Genomic DNA, 13,261 nt, shown 5'->3' with positions numbered 1-13,261 from the left:
CTAGGGCCTGCGGGCCTTCGCACCGTTCAGCACGTACCCCTTTGCAGCAGTCCTGAGACACCAAAGGGGTTTACTCAGGCCATTCCGGCCTCGCGCATCTGCCGGAGCTCCTTCTTCAGCTCCCCGACCTCGTCGCGGATCCGGGCGGCCACCTCGAACTGCAGGTCCCCCGCCGCCGCGTGCATCCGGTCGGTCAGCTGCTGGATGAGATCGGCGAGCTCGGCCGCCGGCAGGCTCTTGGCCGGCTTGCGGTCGGCGCCCAGCGCCGGCACCGGCGCCTTGCCGCCCTTCCCGCCGCCGCGGTACCCGGTGGAGAGCAGCTCGTCGGTGTCCACGTCCTCGCGGGCGAGGGTGGCGACGATGTCACCGATCTTCTTGCGCAGTGGCTGCGGGTCGATGCCGTGCTCGGTGTTGTACGCCTGCTGGACGGCCCGGCGGCGGTTGGTCTCGTCGATGGCCTTCTCCATCGCCGCGGTGATCTTGTCCGCGTACATGTGCACCTGACCCGAGACGTTTCGGGCGGCGCGGCCGATGGTCTGGATCAGCGAGGTACCGGAGCGCAGGAAGCCCTCCTTGTCCGCGTCCAGGATGGCGACCAGCGAGACCTCCGGGAGGTCCAGGCCCTCGCGGAGCAGGTTGATGCCCACCAGGACGTCGTACTCGCCCGCCCGCAGCTCGCGCAGCAGCTCGACCCGGCGCAGGGTGTCGATGTCGCTGTGCAGGTAGCGGACCCGGATGTCCAGGCCGAGCATGTAGTCGGTGAGGTCCTCCGCCATCTTCTTGGTGAGGGTGGTGACCAGCACCCGCTCGTTCTTCTCGACCCGCTTGCGGACCTCGTGCACCAGGTCGTCGATCTGGCCCTCGGTCGGCTTGACGATCACCTCGGGGTCGATCAGGCCGGTCGGACGGATGATCTGCTCGACCTGGCCCTTGCCACGCGAGAGCTCGTACTTGCCGGGCGTCGCGGAGAGATAGACCGTCTGCCCGATCCGCTCCAGGAACTCCTCCCACTTCAGCGGGCGGTTGTCCATCGCGGACGGCAGCCGGAAGCCGTGCTCCACCAAGGTCCGCTTACGGGACGCGTCGCCCTCGTACATCGCGCCGATCTGCGGGACGGTGACGTGCGACTCGTCGATGACCAGGAGGAAGTCCTCCGGGAAGTAGTCGATCAGCGTGTTGGGCGCCGTGCCGGGCGCGCGGCCGTCGAAGTGCATCGAGTAGTTCTCGATGCCCGAGCAGGTGCCGATCTGGCGGAGCATCTCGATGTCGTACGTGGTGCGCATCCGCAGCCGCTGGGCCTCCAGCAGCTTGCCCTGCTTCTCCATCCTGGCCAGGGTCTCGGCCAGCTCCTTCTCGATGTCGTTGACCGCCCGCTCCATCCGCTCCGGGCCGGCCACGTAGTGCGAGGCGGGGAAGATGTAGACGGAGTCGTCCTGGCTGATGATCTCGCCGGTGAGCGGGTGCAGGGTGTAGAGCGCCTCGATCTCGTCCCCGAACATCTCGATCCGGACGGCGAGCTCCTCGTACACCGGGAAGATCTCGATCGTGTCGCCGCGGACCCGGAAGGTGCCCCGGCTGAAGGCGATGTCGTTGCGGGTGTACTGGACGTCGACGAAGCGGCGCAGCAGGACGTCCCGGTCGATCTCCTCGCCCACCTTGAGCGGGACCATCCGGTCGACGTACTCCTGCGGGGTGCCGAGGCCGTAGATGCACGACACCGAGGCGACCACGATCACGTCCCGCCGGGTGAGCAGCGAGTTCGTCGCGGAGTGCCGCAGCCGCTCGACCTCCTCGTTGATCGAGGAGTCCTTCTCGATGTAGGTGTCCGTCTGCGGGACGTACGCCTCGGGCTGGTAGTAGTCGTAGTACGAGACGAAGTACTCGACGGCGTTGTTGGGCAGCAGCTCGCGGAACTCGTTGGCCAGCTGGGCGGCCAGGGTCTTGTTCGGCGCCATCACCAGGGTGGGGCGCTGGAGCTTCTCGATCATCCATGCCGTGGTCGCCGACTTGCCGGTGCCGGTGGCGCCGAGCAGCACGACGTCCTTCTCGCCCGCGCGGATCCGGCGCTCCAGCTCGGCGATGGCCGCAGGCTGGTCACCATTGGGTTGGAAGGGACTGACGACCTCGAAGGGCGCCACTGACCGCTCAATGCTCGTGATGGGTCGCACGAGACCACCGTACGACCCACCACCGACAATCCGGCCGACTTCGCCGGACACGAGCCCGACCCGGGCCCAGCCCCGGGGAGCCCCCGAGCCGCCGCGGAGATCGGGCGAGCGAGCCGAAGGGGCGCGCCGGTGCCGAAAGGAAGGAGCGAGGAAGAGAGCGAAGCGAACGCGGGAGCGACGCCCGTCGGCACCGGACCGGAGCGCCCCGCAGGCGAGCCGAGCCCTCAGAGAAGAGTCCTGCTGTCCCGGGCGAGGGCGACCAGGCGGGAGATCGCGCGGAGGTACTTCTTGCGGTACCCGCCGCGCAGCATCTCCTCGGAGAAGACCTGGTCGAACGGGATCCCCGAGGCGGTGATCGGCAGCTCCCGGTCGTACATCCGGTCGGCGAGGACGACCAGCCGCAGCGCGGTGGACTGGTCCTCCACCGGCCGCACCCCGCGCAGGCAGACCGCCCGGACGTCGTCCAGCATCGCGCCGTACCGGCTCGGGTGGACGGCCGAGAGGTGGTCGAGCAGGGTGGCGAAGTCGTCCAGCGAGGCGCCCTCGGTCCGGGCGGCGGCAGCCTCCACGTCCTCGTCCGTGTAGGGCGGCGGCGCCTCGGGCAGGCCTCGGTGGCGGTAGTCCTGGCCGTCGATGCGCAGCGGGCGGAAGTGCGCGGACAGGCCCTGGATCTCGCGCAGGAAGTCGGCGGCGGCGAACCGGCCCTCGCCGAGCTTCTCGGGCAGCGTGTTGGAGGTGGCGCAGAGCTTGACGCCGTTGTCGACGAGCCGGCCGAGCAGGGTGGAGACCAGGACGGTGTCGCCCGGGTCGTCCAGCTCGAACTCGTCGATGCAGAGCAGCTTGTGCCCGGAGAGGGTCTGGACGGCCTGCTGGAAGCCGAGCGCGCCGACCAGGTTGGTCAGCTCGACGAAGGTACCGAAGGCCTTGGGGCCCGGGGTGGCGTGCCAGAGCGAGGCGAGCAGGTGGGTCTTGCCGACGCCGTAGCCGCCGTCCAGGTAGACGCCAGCCGGGCCGGTGGGCGCGGGCGCGGAGCGGCGGAACCAGCTGCGCTTGGGCGCGCCGTCGGCGGAGTTGAGGGTCGCGGCGAACTGCTCCAGGACCTGGACGGCCTCGTACTGGCTGGGCTGGCTGGTGTCCGGGAGGTACGTCCCGAAGCTGACGTCGGAGAACCTCGGCGGGGGGACCATCTCGGCGACCAGGCGCTCGGCGGGTACCACCGGTCGGCGGTCCGTGAGCGCGATGGGGGCGGTCGCGGTTATGGCGTGGGTGTCGGCGTGGGGGCCTGGGGCTGCGGGCACGTTAGTAGAGGGTACGCCTGGTGGAAGACTGGCTTTCATGCAGCAGCTGATCAGCCCTCTGGCCGAGCCGTTCCCCGACCCCACGTCGCTGGAGTCGCTGGCGGCCGTCTACGCGTACCCCGACCAGGTGAATCACGGCCGTGCGTGGCTGCGGGCCAACATGGTGGCCGGGCTGGACGGCGGCGCGCGCCTGGACGGGCTCTCCGAGGGCCTGTCGGGGGATGCCGACAAGCGGATCTTCGGCGTGCTGCGAGCTCTGTCCGACGTGGTGCTGGTGGGCGCGGAGACGGTGCGGGCGGAGGGGTACCGGCCGGCCAGGGCGCGGGAGCAGTTCGCGGCCGCCCGCGCGGCGGCGGGGCAGCGGCCGGCGCCGGCGATCGCGGTGGTGAGCCGCTCGCTGGAGCTGGACCTGACGGCCCCCCTGTTCACCGAGCCGCTGGTCAGGACGGTGGTGGTGACCACCGAGGACTCCCCCGCCGAGGGCCGGAAGGCGGTCGCCGAGGTGGCCGACCTGGTGGTGGCGGGCGAGGGCTCGGTGGACCTGCGGGCCGCGGTGGCCGAGCTGGCCGGCCGGGGCTGGACCCGGCAGCTGAGCGAGGGCGGGCCGCGGCTGCTAGGGCAGCTGGCGGCGGACGGCCTGCTGGACGAGCTCTGCCTGTCGCTGGCACCGCTGATCACCGGCGGCAGCGCGCCACGGATCGTCCACGGCGCGCAAATGCCTGACGTGCAGCGAATGAGGCTGGTCTCATTGATCGAGCAGAAAGGTTTCCTCTTCACCCGTTATCTGCGTCCGCAGACCCTGTGATCCGGCTGCCACCGTGGCCCGGGTGCCGTCTGTGCAGCGTGAGGAAAGCTTCCTCCGGGCACTATGTGATTGCACCACGCCGGACCCGGGGACCTGCGACTGGAAGGGACTCACGTGTTCAGAACAGTATTGATGATTGAGAAGGCACTCTCCGACGCCGATGTGGAGCTCGTCACCACACTCCACAGCGAGGAGAAGGTCTCCTTCATCGTCCTGATGCAGCCCCGCGGCAAACAGGACGAACTGCTGCGCGCCCTCGACGACGTCGCTCTCGGGCATCTGGACAAGGTGGCACGCGAGCACGACGAGTCGGCCAGCACGCCGACGGTGGCCGGCGAGTCACTGGAGCACAGCCTGCGGCATCTGCGCGAGGCCGGCGCCGAGGCCGTCGGCGAACTGGTGGAGGACCGCCCGCTGGAGCGGCTGCGCGAGGTGGTCGAGACGAACAGCGCCGACGAGGTGGTCGTGCTGACCTCCCCGCACTTCGTGGAGGAGTTCTTCCACCGCGACTGGGCCTCCCAGGCACGGCACAAGGTCGGCGTCCCGGTACTGCGACTGTTCGCCAGCGACTCCTGACTCGCTCCGCCGGTGGTGCAGAATCGTCCTTGCGGCCCGTCCGCAAGGACGATTCGCCTTCCACCACCCCGCTCGATCCCGGTCGAGCACCGATCGAGCCCCGGCGGGCCCGGATCACCCCCGATCCGGCCCCGCCCAGCGCGATCGACCCCTGTTCGCCGTCCCCGCCTGTACGGAGCCCCGCCTTGAACGACGCCGCGCACGACCTGCACGCCCCGCACTTCATCGGCATCGGCGGCGCCGGGATGTCCGGCCTGGCGAAGATCCTCGCGGTGCGCGGCGCCCAGGTCTCCGGCAGTGACTCCAAGGAGTCCGAGACCGTCCTCGCGCTGCGCGCCCTCGGCGCCCAGGTGCACGTCGGCCACGCCGCCGAGAACGTACCCGAGAGTGCGAGCAGCATCGTCGTCTCCAGCGCCATCCGCGAGGACAACCCCGAGCTCGCCGCCGCCCGCGAGCGCGGCATCCCCGTCGTGCACCGCTCGGACGCGCTGGCCGCGCTGATGGGCGGGCGCCGGGCGCTGGCCGTCGCCGGCACCCACGGCAAGACCACCACCACCAGCATGCTCGCCGTCAGCCTCGCCGAACTGGGCCTGGACCCCTCGTACGCGATCGGCGGCGACCTCGACGCACCCGGCTCCAACGCCCACCACGGCACCGGCGCGATCTTCGTCGCCGAGGCGGACGAGAGCGACCGCAGCTTCCACAAGTACGCCCCCGAGGTCGCCATCGTCCTCAACGTGGAGCTCGACCACCACGCGAACTACGCCTCGATCGAGGAGATCTACGAGTCCTTCGAGACGTTCGTCGCCCGGATCACGCCCGGCGGCACGCTGGTCGTCTCCGCCGACCACGCGGGCGCACGTGAGCTGACCGCCCGGGTCGCCGGCCGCGAGGGCCTGAACATCGTCACCGTGGGCGCCGCCGAGGACGCCACCGTACGGGTGCTGTCGGTGGCCGCGCGCGGCATGACCAGCGAGGTCACCGTGCTGCTCGGCGGCGCCGAGCTGACCTTCACCGTCTCCGTCCCCGGCCGGCACTACGCGCACAACGCCGTCGCCGCCCTCGCGGCAGGCGTCGCCCTGGACATCCCGGCCGCCGACCTCGCCAAGGCGCTCGGCAGCTACACCGGCGTACGGCGCCGCCTCCAGCTCAAGGGCGAGGCGGCAGGCGTGCAGGTGATCGACTCCTACGCCCACCACCCCACCGAGATGAGCGCCGACCTGGAGGCCATCCGGGAGGGTCTGGAGGGCTCCGGCCGGGTGCTGGTGGTCTTCCAGCCGCACCTGTTCAGCCGGACCCAACAGCTCGCCGAGGAGATGGGCCAGGCGCTGGCCCTCGCCGACGCCTGCGTGGTGCTGGACATCTACCCGGCCCGCGAGGACCCGATCCCCGGCGTCACCAGCGAGCTGATCGTCGACGCCGCCCGCCGCGCCGGCGCCGACGTCACCGCCGGGCTCACCTTCGACGCCGCCCCCGCCGGCCTCGCCGGCCTCGCCCGGCCCGGCGACCTGGTGCTCACCATGGGTGCCGGCGACGTCACCAACCTGGGCCCGGAAATCCTGAAGCACCTCGCGAACGTTGCTACCAACGCCTGACCCTCGCACCACCCGGCCGGCCACGCCCGACGCCGGCCACCGAGCTTCGACCCCGGGAGCAACGCCGTGAGCTACGAGATCGAGAAGTCCGACGCCCAGTGGCGCGCGGAGCTCAGCCCCGAGGAGTACCACGTACTCCGCGAGGCGGGCACCGAGCGCCCCTTCGTCGGCGAGTACACCGACACCAAGACGGTCGGCGTGTACAGCTGCCGCGCCTGCGGCTCCGAACTGTTCAGCTCGGAGACCAAGTTCGACAGCCACTGCGGCTGGCCGTCCTACTACGCCCCGCTCGCCGGCGACCGGGTGCAGTACATCGAGGACGTCTCCCTCGGCATGCGCCGCGTCGAGGTCCGCTGCGCGCGCTGCGGGGGCCACCTCGGCCACGTCTTCGAGGGCGAGGGCTACGACACCCCCACCGACCAGCGGTACTGCATCAACAGCATCTCGCTGACGCTGAAGCCCACCGAGGGCTGAGCCGCGCAACACGGAGCCCCCGCCATGACACCGCCAGGAGTCGTTGCGGGGGCTCTGCTCTGCACCGCCCCCCGGCTCCGGTCGGCTGCCTTCCGGGGATGACGGCCGGGGCGGAGTCCGTTCGTGGCTACCAGCGGGTGCGGGCGTAGCGATTGGCCTCGCGGATGCGCTCCAGCAGCGATGCCCGGCGCTCGCGGTCCTCGGGCGGCAGCGGCTGGTCGGTGTGCTGCTCCGGGGTGAGCGGCGGCCGTCGCTCAGGGTCGGGAGTCACCTCGGCTGCCGTGTCGTCGGGGACAGGACACCACGGGTGCGTCATGGCAGTGCTCGCACGACGAGACCAGGGATCACCCGTGCCTCGTCGTCCTCGCCCGCACCGGTCGCCACCACCCGTCCGATGCACACCGCATGGGCGCGAATGAACTGCGCGATGGCGATTACGGTTTGAGCATTGGCACCGCCGATCTGTACGTGCCCGCCGATGACGTGACCCGTCGCGTTGGAGGGTGAAAGCGAGACCAGCGGTGGCAGGTCGGCCAGCCGCAAGGCGTCCTCCAGCTCTCCGGCGGCCCGCTCCGCCATTCGCTCGTGCACGCTGATCAACCGGTTGCGTTCACTGTCCGGACTGATGTCGGCCATCGGCCGCCCCTCTCCGCGTCGGTGCTCTCATCATCGACAGCGAAATGGGCGGTATCAGCCCCATATGCGGGACGTGACGGCGTTTCAGGCGCTAGCGTCCAAGAAAGCCCAAACGTCCGGGGGAGTGCCCTTGAACATCGCTCTGAGAGACGGTATGGCAGCCGCGGGGCTCAACCCTCGGCAGCTGGCCACCCGGGTGGGCGTGACGCCGAAGACGGTGGAACGCTGGCTGTCGGATGAGTCGCTCATCCCGCATCAGAGGAACCGCGCCGACGTAGGTACCGCCTTAGGGGTTGATGAACGGATGATCTGGCCAAAGGCGGTACGTGCCGCTCTCAAGACCGGCCACGACCGCGAGGTGTTCGCCGCCTATCCCTACCGGTCCGCCTGCCCGCAGGCGGTGTGGGGACAGCTGATCGCGGACGCCGAGCGCGAGATCTTCTTCGCCGGGTACACCAACTACTTCGTGTGGCTGGAACAGCCGGCGCTGGTGCAGACGCTGCGTCGCAAGGCCGACGCCGGCTGCCGGATCCGGTTCCTGTTGGGCGACCCCGCATCGGAGACGACCCGGCAGCGTGAGCGGATCGAGGACGTCGCGCTCACGGTGTCGACCCGGATCCGGATCACCCTGGAGCACCTGGCCAAGCTGGCGGACGCGGCGAGCGTGGAAGCACGCTTCAGTGCACCCGACGACGGCGCGAACCACGTCGGCCTGTCGGTGTTCCGGTTCGACGGCGATGCTCTCGTGACGCCTCACCTGGCTCGGTTCGTCGGCCACGACTCCCCCATGATGCACCTGCGGCGACAGCAGGCCGGGGGGATGTTCGACCGGTTCGCGGAGCACGCCGAGGAGCTCTGGGAGCGTGGCAGTCCTGCCAACTGACCCGATCGGCCCCCTCGGTGTCACACCGAGGGGGCCGTTGAGGCCGAGCCCGCCGAGGGGGCGGTGCGCCTGCGGTCAGGTGACCGTCACTCGACCGGGCACCAGCAGACCCAGACGCCGTGGATGCGGAAGCAGAAGCAGCCTCCCGCACTCTCCGAGACCGAGCTCATCGGCTTGTTGAAGGAGACGATGATCTTCCCGTCGATCTCGACCCGGTCGCCGTTGCCGGCCTGTACCTGCTGGGACGCGCGCTCTAGGATCTTGGCCGTCAGTGCCCGTCCGAAGAAGTCGGGTGTGTGGATCTGGGCGAGAGCGTCGTCGAGCGCCTTCTCCTGGTCAACCTTGTTCGCAGCCACTGCTACCTGCCTTTGGTCAGGGAGGTGCCTCCCCCGTCAGGAGCCGGAAGCCCTTCGGGAGGCACGGGCGAGCTCGGCGCATGCGTGTGCCACGCAACCGGACGCCTTGAAGTCACCGACCGGCGGTGACGAGCTCGCGCTGCCAACTCTCCGACACCTCGCAACGGCCCGCACTCCGGGAGCGCCGTCCGGCCTACGGTCGGGTGATCCGTCTCGTGGGGCTGGGCGCGACCGCGCATGGCGGCCCGTGACTGCGGCCCGGCTCAGCCCGGTGGGGGGTGCCCGGCCCGGTCGGGCCGGGCCGGGCCGCACGAAATGGCAGGGGCGACAGGATTCGAACCTGCGACGCGCGGGTTTGGAGTCCGCTGCTCTGGCCAACTGAGCTACGCCCCTTCGTGCTTCCAGCTTCCCCCGGCGGGCCGATCCGGTGCAACGGAATATCGTGCGGCGCGGGCGGACGCACCGCGTTGCACGGCGTGAGCCGCGCGCACTACATTCAGCGGCTGCAACGCGCACGAGCCTGATGATCATTCAGCAGGGATGATCGATCAGCCGTGCGCGCCCTGCACAAGTCGGGGGACATTCACGGGGCAGGGCTGCTGCCGTGCGCCCCCGCGCGCCATTCGCAACGGGGGAAGGAAGAAGCATGTCAGCCAGCCGCCACCAGGTGCCGACCGGCCAGCCGGACACAGCCGCGATGGAGTGAGGCCGTCGGCGGAGGGAACGACCCCCGTCCGCCGAACGCATCCGACACCGGATCTCCGTCTCCGGGCGTCCGACCGAGACGTGCGAGACGTCCGGCACGTCCGTCAATCTGCCGAGTCCCACACCTGAGGAACAGTCATCACCGTGTCCCGCATCTCCACGCTCGCCGCAGCCGGCGCCACCGCGCTGCTCGCTCTCTCCTCGCTGACCGCCTGCGGCCCCGACAACTCGTCCGCCGACGCGGCCGCCACGCCTGCCGCGACGGCGGGCGGCACCGCCAAGCCGACCCCCGGCACCACCACGGGCGCCACCGGCGGAGCCACCACCGCCGGTGCCACCGCCGGCACCGCCGACGCCTCCGGGGTCCCGGCCTCGGCGTGGATCGCGGCGGCCGACATCCCACTGGCAGCGGCGTACCACTGGCAGCCCCCGGCGGGCGCGGCCGCGACGGCGAAGAACCCCAAGTTCCAGTTCGAGCAGCTCTGCCGCTCCACCCGCGCGCCCGAGAACGACCTCGGGGACTGGAAGGGCCCCGCCGCCCAGGCCTCGCTGGTCGCCGGCAACCGAGCCGACTGGCAGGTCAAGCAGACGATCATCCACTTCCCGGGCACCAGCAGCATGGGAGCCCAGATGGCCAGCTCGCTCTACCGGGGTCTGGAGGAGGAGCTGAAGGCCTGCGGCACGTCCGTGCGCGGCGCCACGGCGAAGGTCACCGGCACCAGCAACCCCACCGACGGCAACTCGGACCTCGCCGCCACCGTCACCGTCCCGGTGCAGGGCGGCACGTCCACCCTGCACGTGTACCTGTCGCTGACCGGCCGCGTGGTGACCGAGCTCGCGCTCTGGTCCGACCGTCCGGCGCACCCGTGGGCCGCTCCGGCGGACGCCGACGTCCTGAAGGCACTCGCGGCGCCGATCTGCCCGGCCGTCAAGGACTGCTGACACCCGCGACGCCCGCCGACGCCCGCCGACGCCGGCCCAGGCCGCGGCGGGCGTCGCGGCCCGCCGTGGCGTCGCGGTCAGCGGGCCCCGGGGAGCTGCTTGATGAACTTACGCTCGCTCGCGCAACGCTCGTAGCCCAGCCAGGCGTTGATGGCCAGCATCGGGGCGTTGGTGTCGTCGTTGCTGGTGAAGGCCTCGGTGTACCCGGCCGCGCGGGCGCGGTGCAGGGAGTCCGTCTTGGCCAGCTTGGACAGGCCCTGGCCCCGGTGGCTACGGCGGCAGGCGGTGAAGGCCGACCAGTAGCGGCTCTCGCCGTCGGTCTGGGCGGCGCTGAACGCCACCGGCTCCCCGTCCGCGAGCACCACCGAGGTGAGCGCCCGGTCCAGGTCGGGGCGGGACCACACCTCGGTCAGCCAGCTGTCGTAGTCCGCCGCGTCCTGCGCGATCTCGCCGGGCTCGTCCCGGGCCGCGTCCGCCTCGACGACGAAGAGCGGGAACGGGTCGTCCAGGTAGTCAGCGGCCGTACGGAGCTCGATCCCGGGAGCCGGCGCCGGTACGGGCGGCAGCGGGGCGGTGAGGTCCCGGCCGGAGAAGTGGGCGAGGCTGCCCTGCCGGAAGCCCCGGTTGGCGGCGAAGGCGAGCGCGTCCGGGACCTCGTCCACCCAGCAGTGCAGCTCGGTGACGCCCTGCGCGGTGAGGTGCCGCTCGGCGGCGGCGAGCAGCGCGGTGAAGACGCCCCGGCGGCGGGATTCGGGCCGCACGCTTCCGTTGGCGAAGCCCACGCCCCGGGCCGTCGTACCGGTGACGACTCCGCAGCGGATGCAGCCGACGACCTCGCCGTCCAGCTCGGCGACGAAGGTCCGGTAGTGCTGATCGGCGGGGAGGTTGGCGGCCAGCCAGGTGAACACCTCCGCGCCGAGCACCAGATGGGAGCGCCCGGCGCGGTGGATGGCGGCGGCCGCCACGGCATCGGCGGGGCGGAAGTCACGAATCGTCACGGTCTCAGTCATATGCGGGTCACGATAGCCATGTACCTGCTCGGAATCCTCCGAATTTCCCGCCCGTAATCCACCGGGCCCGGTGACAGATACCCCGAATCGGACAGATAGGCTCCGCAAGCTCAAGTAATGCTCTGAGAAACCCGGACGAGGCTTGGCAGCGACCCCGACCGGGGACATCCTCAGCATCGAGCGGGGCAGTGACCCCGCCCCCACACTTCACATCGGCCGAAGGCCGCGTCGGCAACGAAGCCCGCGACCCGCCCGGCCACCTCCCACCGCCTGCCCTGCGAAGGGGGCGCACCCATGACTTCTGCTGCACCGGCACCACCGGCACTGCCCCGGCTCGGCGTCGGCCTCGGCTGGCGGGCCGAGATCGACACCCTGGTGGAACGACTGCCCGGCCTGGACTGGGTCGAGGTCGTCGCGGAGAACATCTGCGCCGGCCACCTGCCCGAATCGCTGCGGATCCTGCGCGGACGCGGCGTCACCGTGATCCCGCACGGGGTCTCGCTCGGGCTCGGCGGCGCCGACCTGCCCGACCGTCGGCGCCTCGCCGAGCTGGCCGAGGCCGCCGAGGCGCTGGACGCCCCGCTGGTCACCGAGCACCTCGCCTTCGTCCGGGCAGGCGACCTGGAGGCGGGCCACCTGCTGCCGGTGCCGCGCTCGCGCGACTCGCTGCGGGTGATCGCCGAGAACGTCCGGATCGCCCAGGAGCAGTTGCCCGTACCGCTCGCGCTGGAGAACGTCGCCGCCCAGCTGGCCTGGCCCGACGACGAGCTGACCGAGGGGCAGTTCCTCGCGGAGCTCGTCGAGCGTACGGGCGTGCGGCTGCTGATCGACGTGGCCAACCTGCACACCAACCGGGTCAACCTGGGCCTGGACCCGGCCGCCGAGCTGGACCGGCTGCCGCTGGAGGCGATCGCGTACGTGCACGTCGCGGGCGGCCGGCTGGTCGACGGGGTATGGCACGACACCCACGCCCACCCCGTCACCGAACCCGTCCTGGAGGTGCTGGCCGAGCTGTGCGCCCGGGTGGCGCCGCCGGGGGTGCTGCTGGAGCGGGACGACAACTTCCCTTCGCCCGCCGAGCTGAGCGGGGAGCTGGAGGCGATCCGGCGGGTGCTGGAGGGGGTGGCGCAGCATGTCTGACCAGCTCATTGTCTCGGCGCGACGCGACGCCTCGCACGGGCACGGCTCCACGCACGGGCACTCCACGCACGGGATCGGCCCCGTTCACGGGCTCGGCCCCGTTCACGGGGACGACGTCCCGGAGCCGGCGACCCGCCCGGCGGTCGGTGATCACCGGCTGGAGTACCTGGCCAGGGGCGAGGACGCCGAGCTGGTGCTCGCGCGGGCCGGGCTGGCCCGGCGGCAGCACGCGCTGCTGGCGGCGCTCGTCGCCGGCGGGCCGGTGCCGGCGGGCTTCGACCCCCGCCAGGTACGCGCCCAGGCGATCGGGCTGGCCGCCAAGCGGCGGGACACCGTCGCCCGGGTCTGCCCCGAGCTGCCGCGCGTGGTCGGGCCGAGCTTCGGCCCGCTCTTTCTGCGCTACGCCCAGCAGCATCCGCAGAGCGGCGGCTACCGGGCCGATGCCCGGGCCTTCGCGCGGTGGGCACTGACCGCCCCGCACCGGCCCGAACGCCACCCGGAGCTCGTCACCGAGCCCGTCACCGAACCCGCCGACGAGCCCGGCGACGCACTCGGCACAGCGCAGCGCCGGGCCCTGGAGCAGTGGCTCACCCCGCCCCCGGCGCAGGCCGAGGGCTCGCTGAGCCGGCTCCGCCGGGCGCTGCCCCGGGCGCTTCGCCCGTCACACCACTGA

Annotated in this window: 13 protein-coding genes, 1 tRNA gene and 1 pseudogene; 8 read left to right on the top strand and 7 right to left on the bottom strand. The window is 71.5% G+C overall.

Annotation, left to right across the window (positions count from 1 at the left end; genetic code table 11):
- Positions 1-74: 74 nt before the first annotated feature.
- Both uvrB and zapE read right to left on the bottom strand, forming a co-directional pair.
- Positions 75-2,168 (bottom strand): excinuclease ABC subunit UvrB, encoded by a 2,094-nt coding sequence (gene uvrB / locus ACIBH3_RS11365; protein ID WP_396311693.1) that lies wholly within the window; start codon positions 2,166-2,168, stop codon positions 75-77.
- Positions 2,169-2,392: 224 nt separating this feature from the next.
- On the bottom strand, positions 2,393-3,505 hold the full coding sequence (gene zapE / locus ACIBH3_RS11360; protein WP_396311692.1) for a cell division protein ZapE: 1,113 nt from the start codon (positions 3,503-3,505) through the stop codon (positions 2,393-2,395).
- Between zapE and ACIBH3_RS11355 the strand changes: the two genes are divergently transcribed.
- The 4 genes from ACIBH3_RS11355 (at position 3,504) to msrB (ending at position 6,916) form a co-directional block, all read left to right on the top strand.
- Positions 3,504-4,271, top strand: coding sequence for a pyrimidine reductase family protein (locus ACIBH3_RS11355; protein ID WP_396311691.1), 768 nt, complete (start codon positions 3,504-3,506; stop codon positions 4,269-4,271). The genes zapE and ACIBH3_RS11355 overlap by 2 nt on opposite strands.
- A 114-nt stretch (positions 4,272-4,385) precedes the next feature.
- A complete protein-coding gene (locus tag ACIBH3_RS11350) occupies positions 4,386-4,847 on the top strand; it encodes an indole-3-glycerol phosphate synthase (protein WP_396311690.1) in 462 nt (153 codons plus the stop codon).
- 185 nt (positions 4,848-5,032) lie between these two features.
- On the top strand, positions 5,033-6,442 hold the full coding sequence (gene murC / locus ACIBH3_RS11345; protein ID WP_396311689.1) for a UDP-N-acetylmuramate--L-alanine ligase: 1,410 nt from the start codon (positions 5,033-5,035) through the stop codon (positions 6,440-6,442).
- A gap of 66 nt (positions 6,443-6,508) precedes the next feature.
- Complete coding sequence (gene msrB / locus ACIBH3_RS11340) at positions 6,509-6,916, top strand: peptide-methionine (R)-S-oxide reductase MsrB (RefSeq protein WP_396311688.1); 408 nt, start codon at positions 6,509-6,511, stop codon at positions 6,914-6,916.
- Positions 6,917-7,043: 127 nt separating this feature from the next.
- Here msrB and ACIBH3_RS11335 read toward each other — a convergent pair whose 3' ends face one another.
- Both ACIBH3_RS11335 and ACIBH3_RS11330 read right to left on the bottom strand, forming a co-directional pair.
- A complete protein-coding gene (locus tag ACIBH3_RS11335) occupies positions 7,044-7,187 on the bottom strand; it encodes a hypothetical protein (protein WP_396311687.1) in 144 nt (47 codons plus the stop codon).
- A 41-nt stretch (positions 7,188-7,228) separates the two neighbouring features.
- On the bottom strand, positions 7,229-7,552 hold the full coding sequence (locus ACIBH3_RS11330) for a hypothetical protein (RefSeq protein WP_396311686.1): 324 nt from the start codon (positions 7,550-7,552) through the stop codon (positions 7,229-7,231).
- 124 nt (positions 7,553-7,676) lie between these two features.
- On the opposite strand from ACIBH3_RS11330, the gene ACIBH3_RS11325 reads away from it, so the two are divergent.
- On the top strand, positions 7,677-8,435 hold the full coding sequence (locus tag ACIBH3_RS11325) for a DUF5919 domain-containing protein (RefSeq protein ID WP_396311844.1): 759 nt from the start codon (positions 7,677-7,679) through the stop codon (positions 8,433-8,435).
- A gap of 86 nt (positions 8,436-8,521) precedes the next feature.
- Here ACIBH3_RS11325 and ACIBH3_RS11320 read toward each other — a convergent pair whose 3' ends face one another.
- Both ACIBH3_RS11320 and ACIBH3_RS11315 read right to left on the bottom strand, forming a co-directional pair.
- On the bottom strand, positions 8,522-8,791 hold the full coding sequence (locus ACIBH3_RS11320; protein ID WP_396311685.1) for a hypothetical protein: 270 nt from the start codon (positions 8,789-8,791) through the stop codon (positions 8,522-8,524).
- 316 nt (positions 8,792-9,107) lie between these two features.
- Positions 9,108-9,184 (bottom strand) — tRNA-Trp (locus tag ACIBH3_RS11315).
- A gap of 456 nt (positions 9,185-9,640) precedes the next feature.
- Between ACIBH3_RS11315 and ACIBH3_RS11310 the strand changes: the two genes are divergently transcribed.
- On the top strand, positions 9,641-10,438 hold the full coding sequence (locus ACIBH3_RS11310) for a hypothetical protein (RefSeq protein WP_396311684.1): 798 nt from the start codon (positions 9,641-9,643) through the stop codon (positions 10,436-10,438).
- A 77-nt stretch (positions 10,439-10,515) separates the two neighbouring features.
- Here ACIBH3_RS11310 and ACIBH3_RS11305 read toward each other — a convergent pair whose 3' ends face one another.
- Positions 10,516-11,436 carry a GNAT family N-acetyltransferase gene (locus tag ACIBH3_RS11305; RefSeq protein ID WP_396311683.1) on the bottom strand — a complete coding sequence of 307 codons (921 nt, stop codon included), beginning with the start codon at positions 11,434-11,436 and terminating at the stop codon, positions 10,516-10,518.
- 306 nt (positions 11,437-11,742) lie between these two features.
- On the opposite strand from ACIBH3_RS11305, the pseudogene ACIBH3_RS11300 reads away from it, so the two are divergent.
- Both ACIBH3_RS11300 and ACIBH3_RS11295 read left to right on the top strand, forming a co-directional pair.
- Positions 11,743-12,564, top strand: a pseudogene (locus ACIBH3_RS11300) (DUF692 domain-containing protein); the annotation flags it as partial.
- A 16-nt stretch (positions 12,565-12,580) separates the two neighbouring features.
- Positions 12,581-13,261: a hypothetical protein gene (locus ACIBH3_RS11295; protein ID WP_396311682.1), complete on the top strand. Its 681-nt coding sequence runs from the start codon at positions 12,581-12,583 to the stop codon at positions 13,259-13,261.

Origin of the sequence: Kitasatospora sp. NPDC050543, from assembly GCF_044457565.1 — a bacterium.
Lineage (GTDB): Bacteria > Actinomycetota > Actinomycetes > Streptomycetales > Streptomycetaceae > Kitasatospora.
The sequence above is the reverse complement of the archived record's forward strand: the minus strand, read 5'-3'. Positions and strand labels throughout refer to the sequence as shown.

Coding starts and splice junctions, on each gene's coding strand:
- ACIBH3_RS11330 (WP_396311686.1), bottom strand. CDS start 7,552: ATGGCCGACATCAGTCCGGACAGTGAACGCAACCGGTTGATCAGCGTG.
- zapE (WP_396311692.1), bottom strand. CDS start 3,505: ATGAAAGCCAGTCTTCCACCAGGCGTACCCTCTACTAACGTGCCCGCA.
- ACIBH3_RS11295 (WP_396311682.1), top strand. CDS start 12,581: ATGTCTGACCAGCTCATTGTCTCGGCGCGACGCGACGCCTCGCACGGG.
- ACIBH3_RS11355 (WP_396311691.1), top strand. CDS start 3,504: ATGCAGCAGCTGATCAGCCCTCTGGCCGAGCCGTTCCCCGACCCCACG.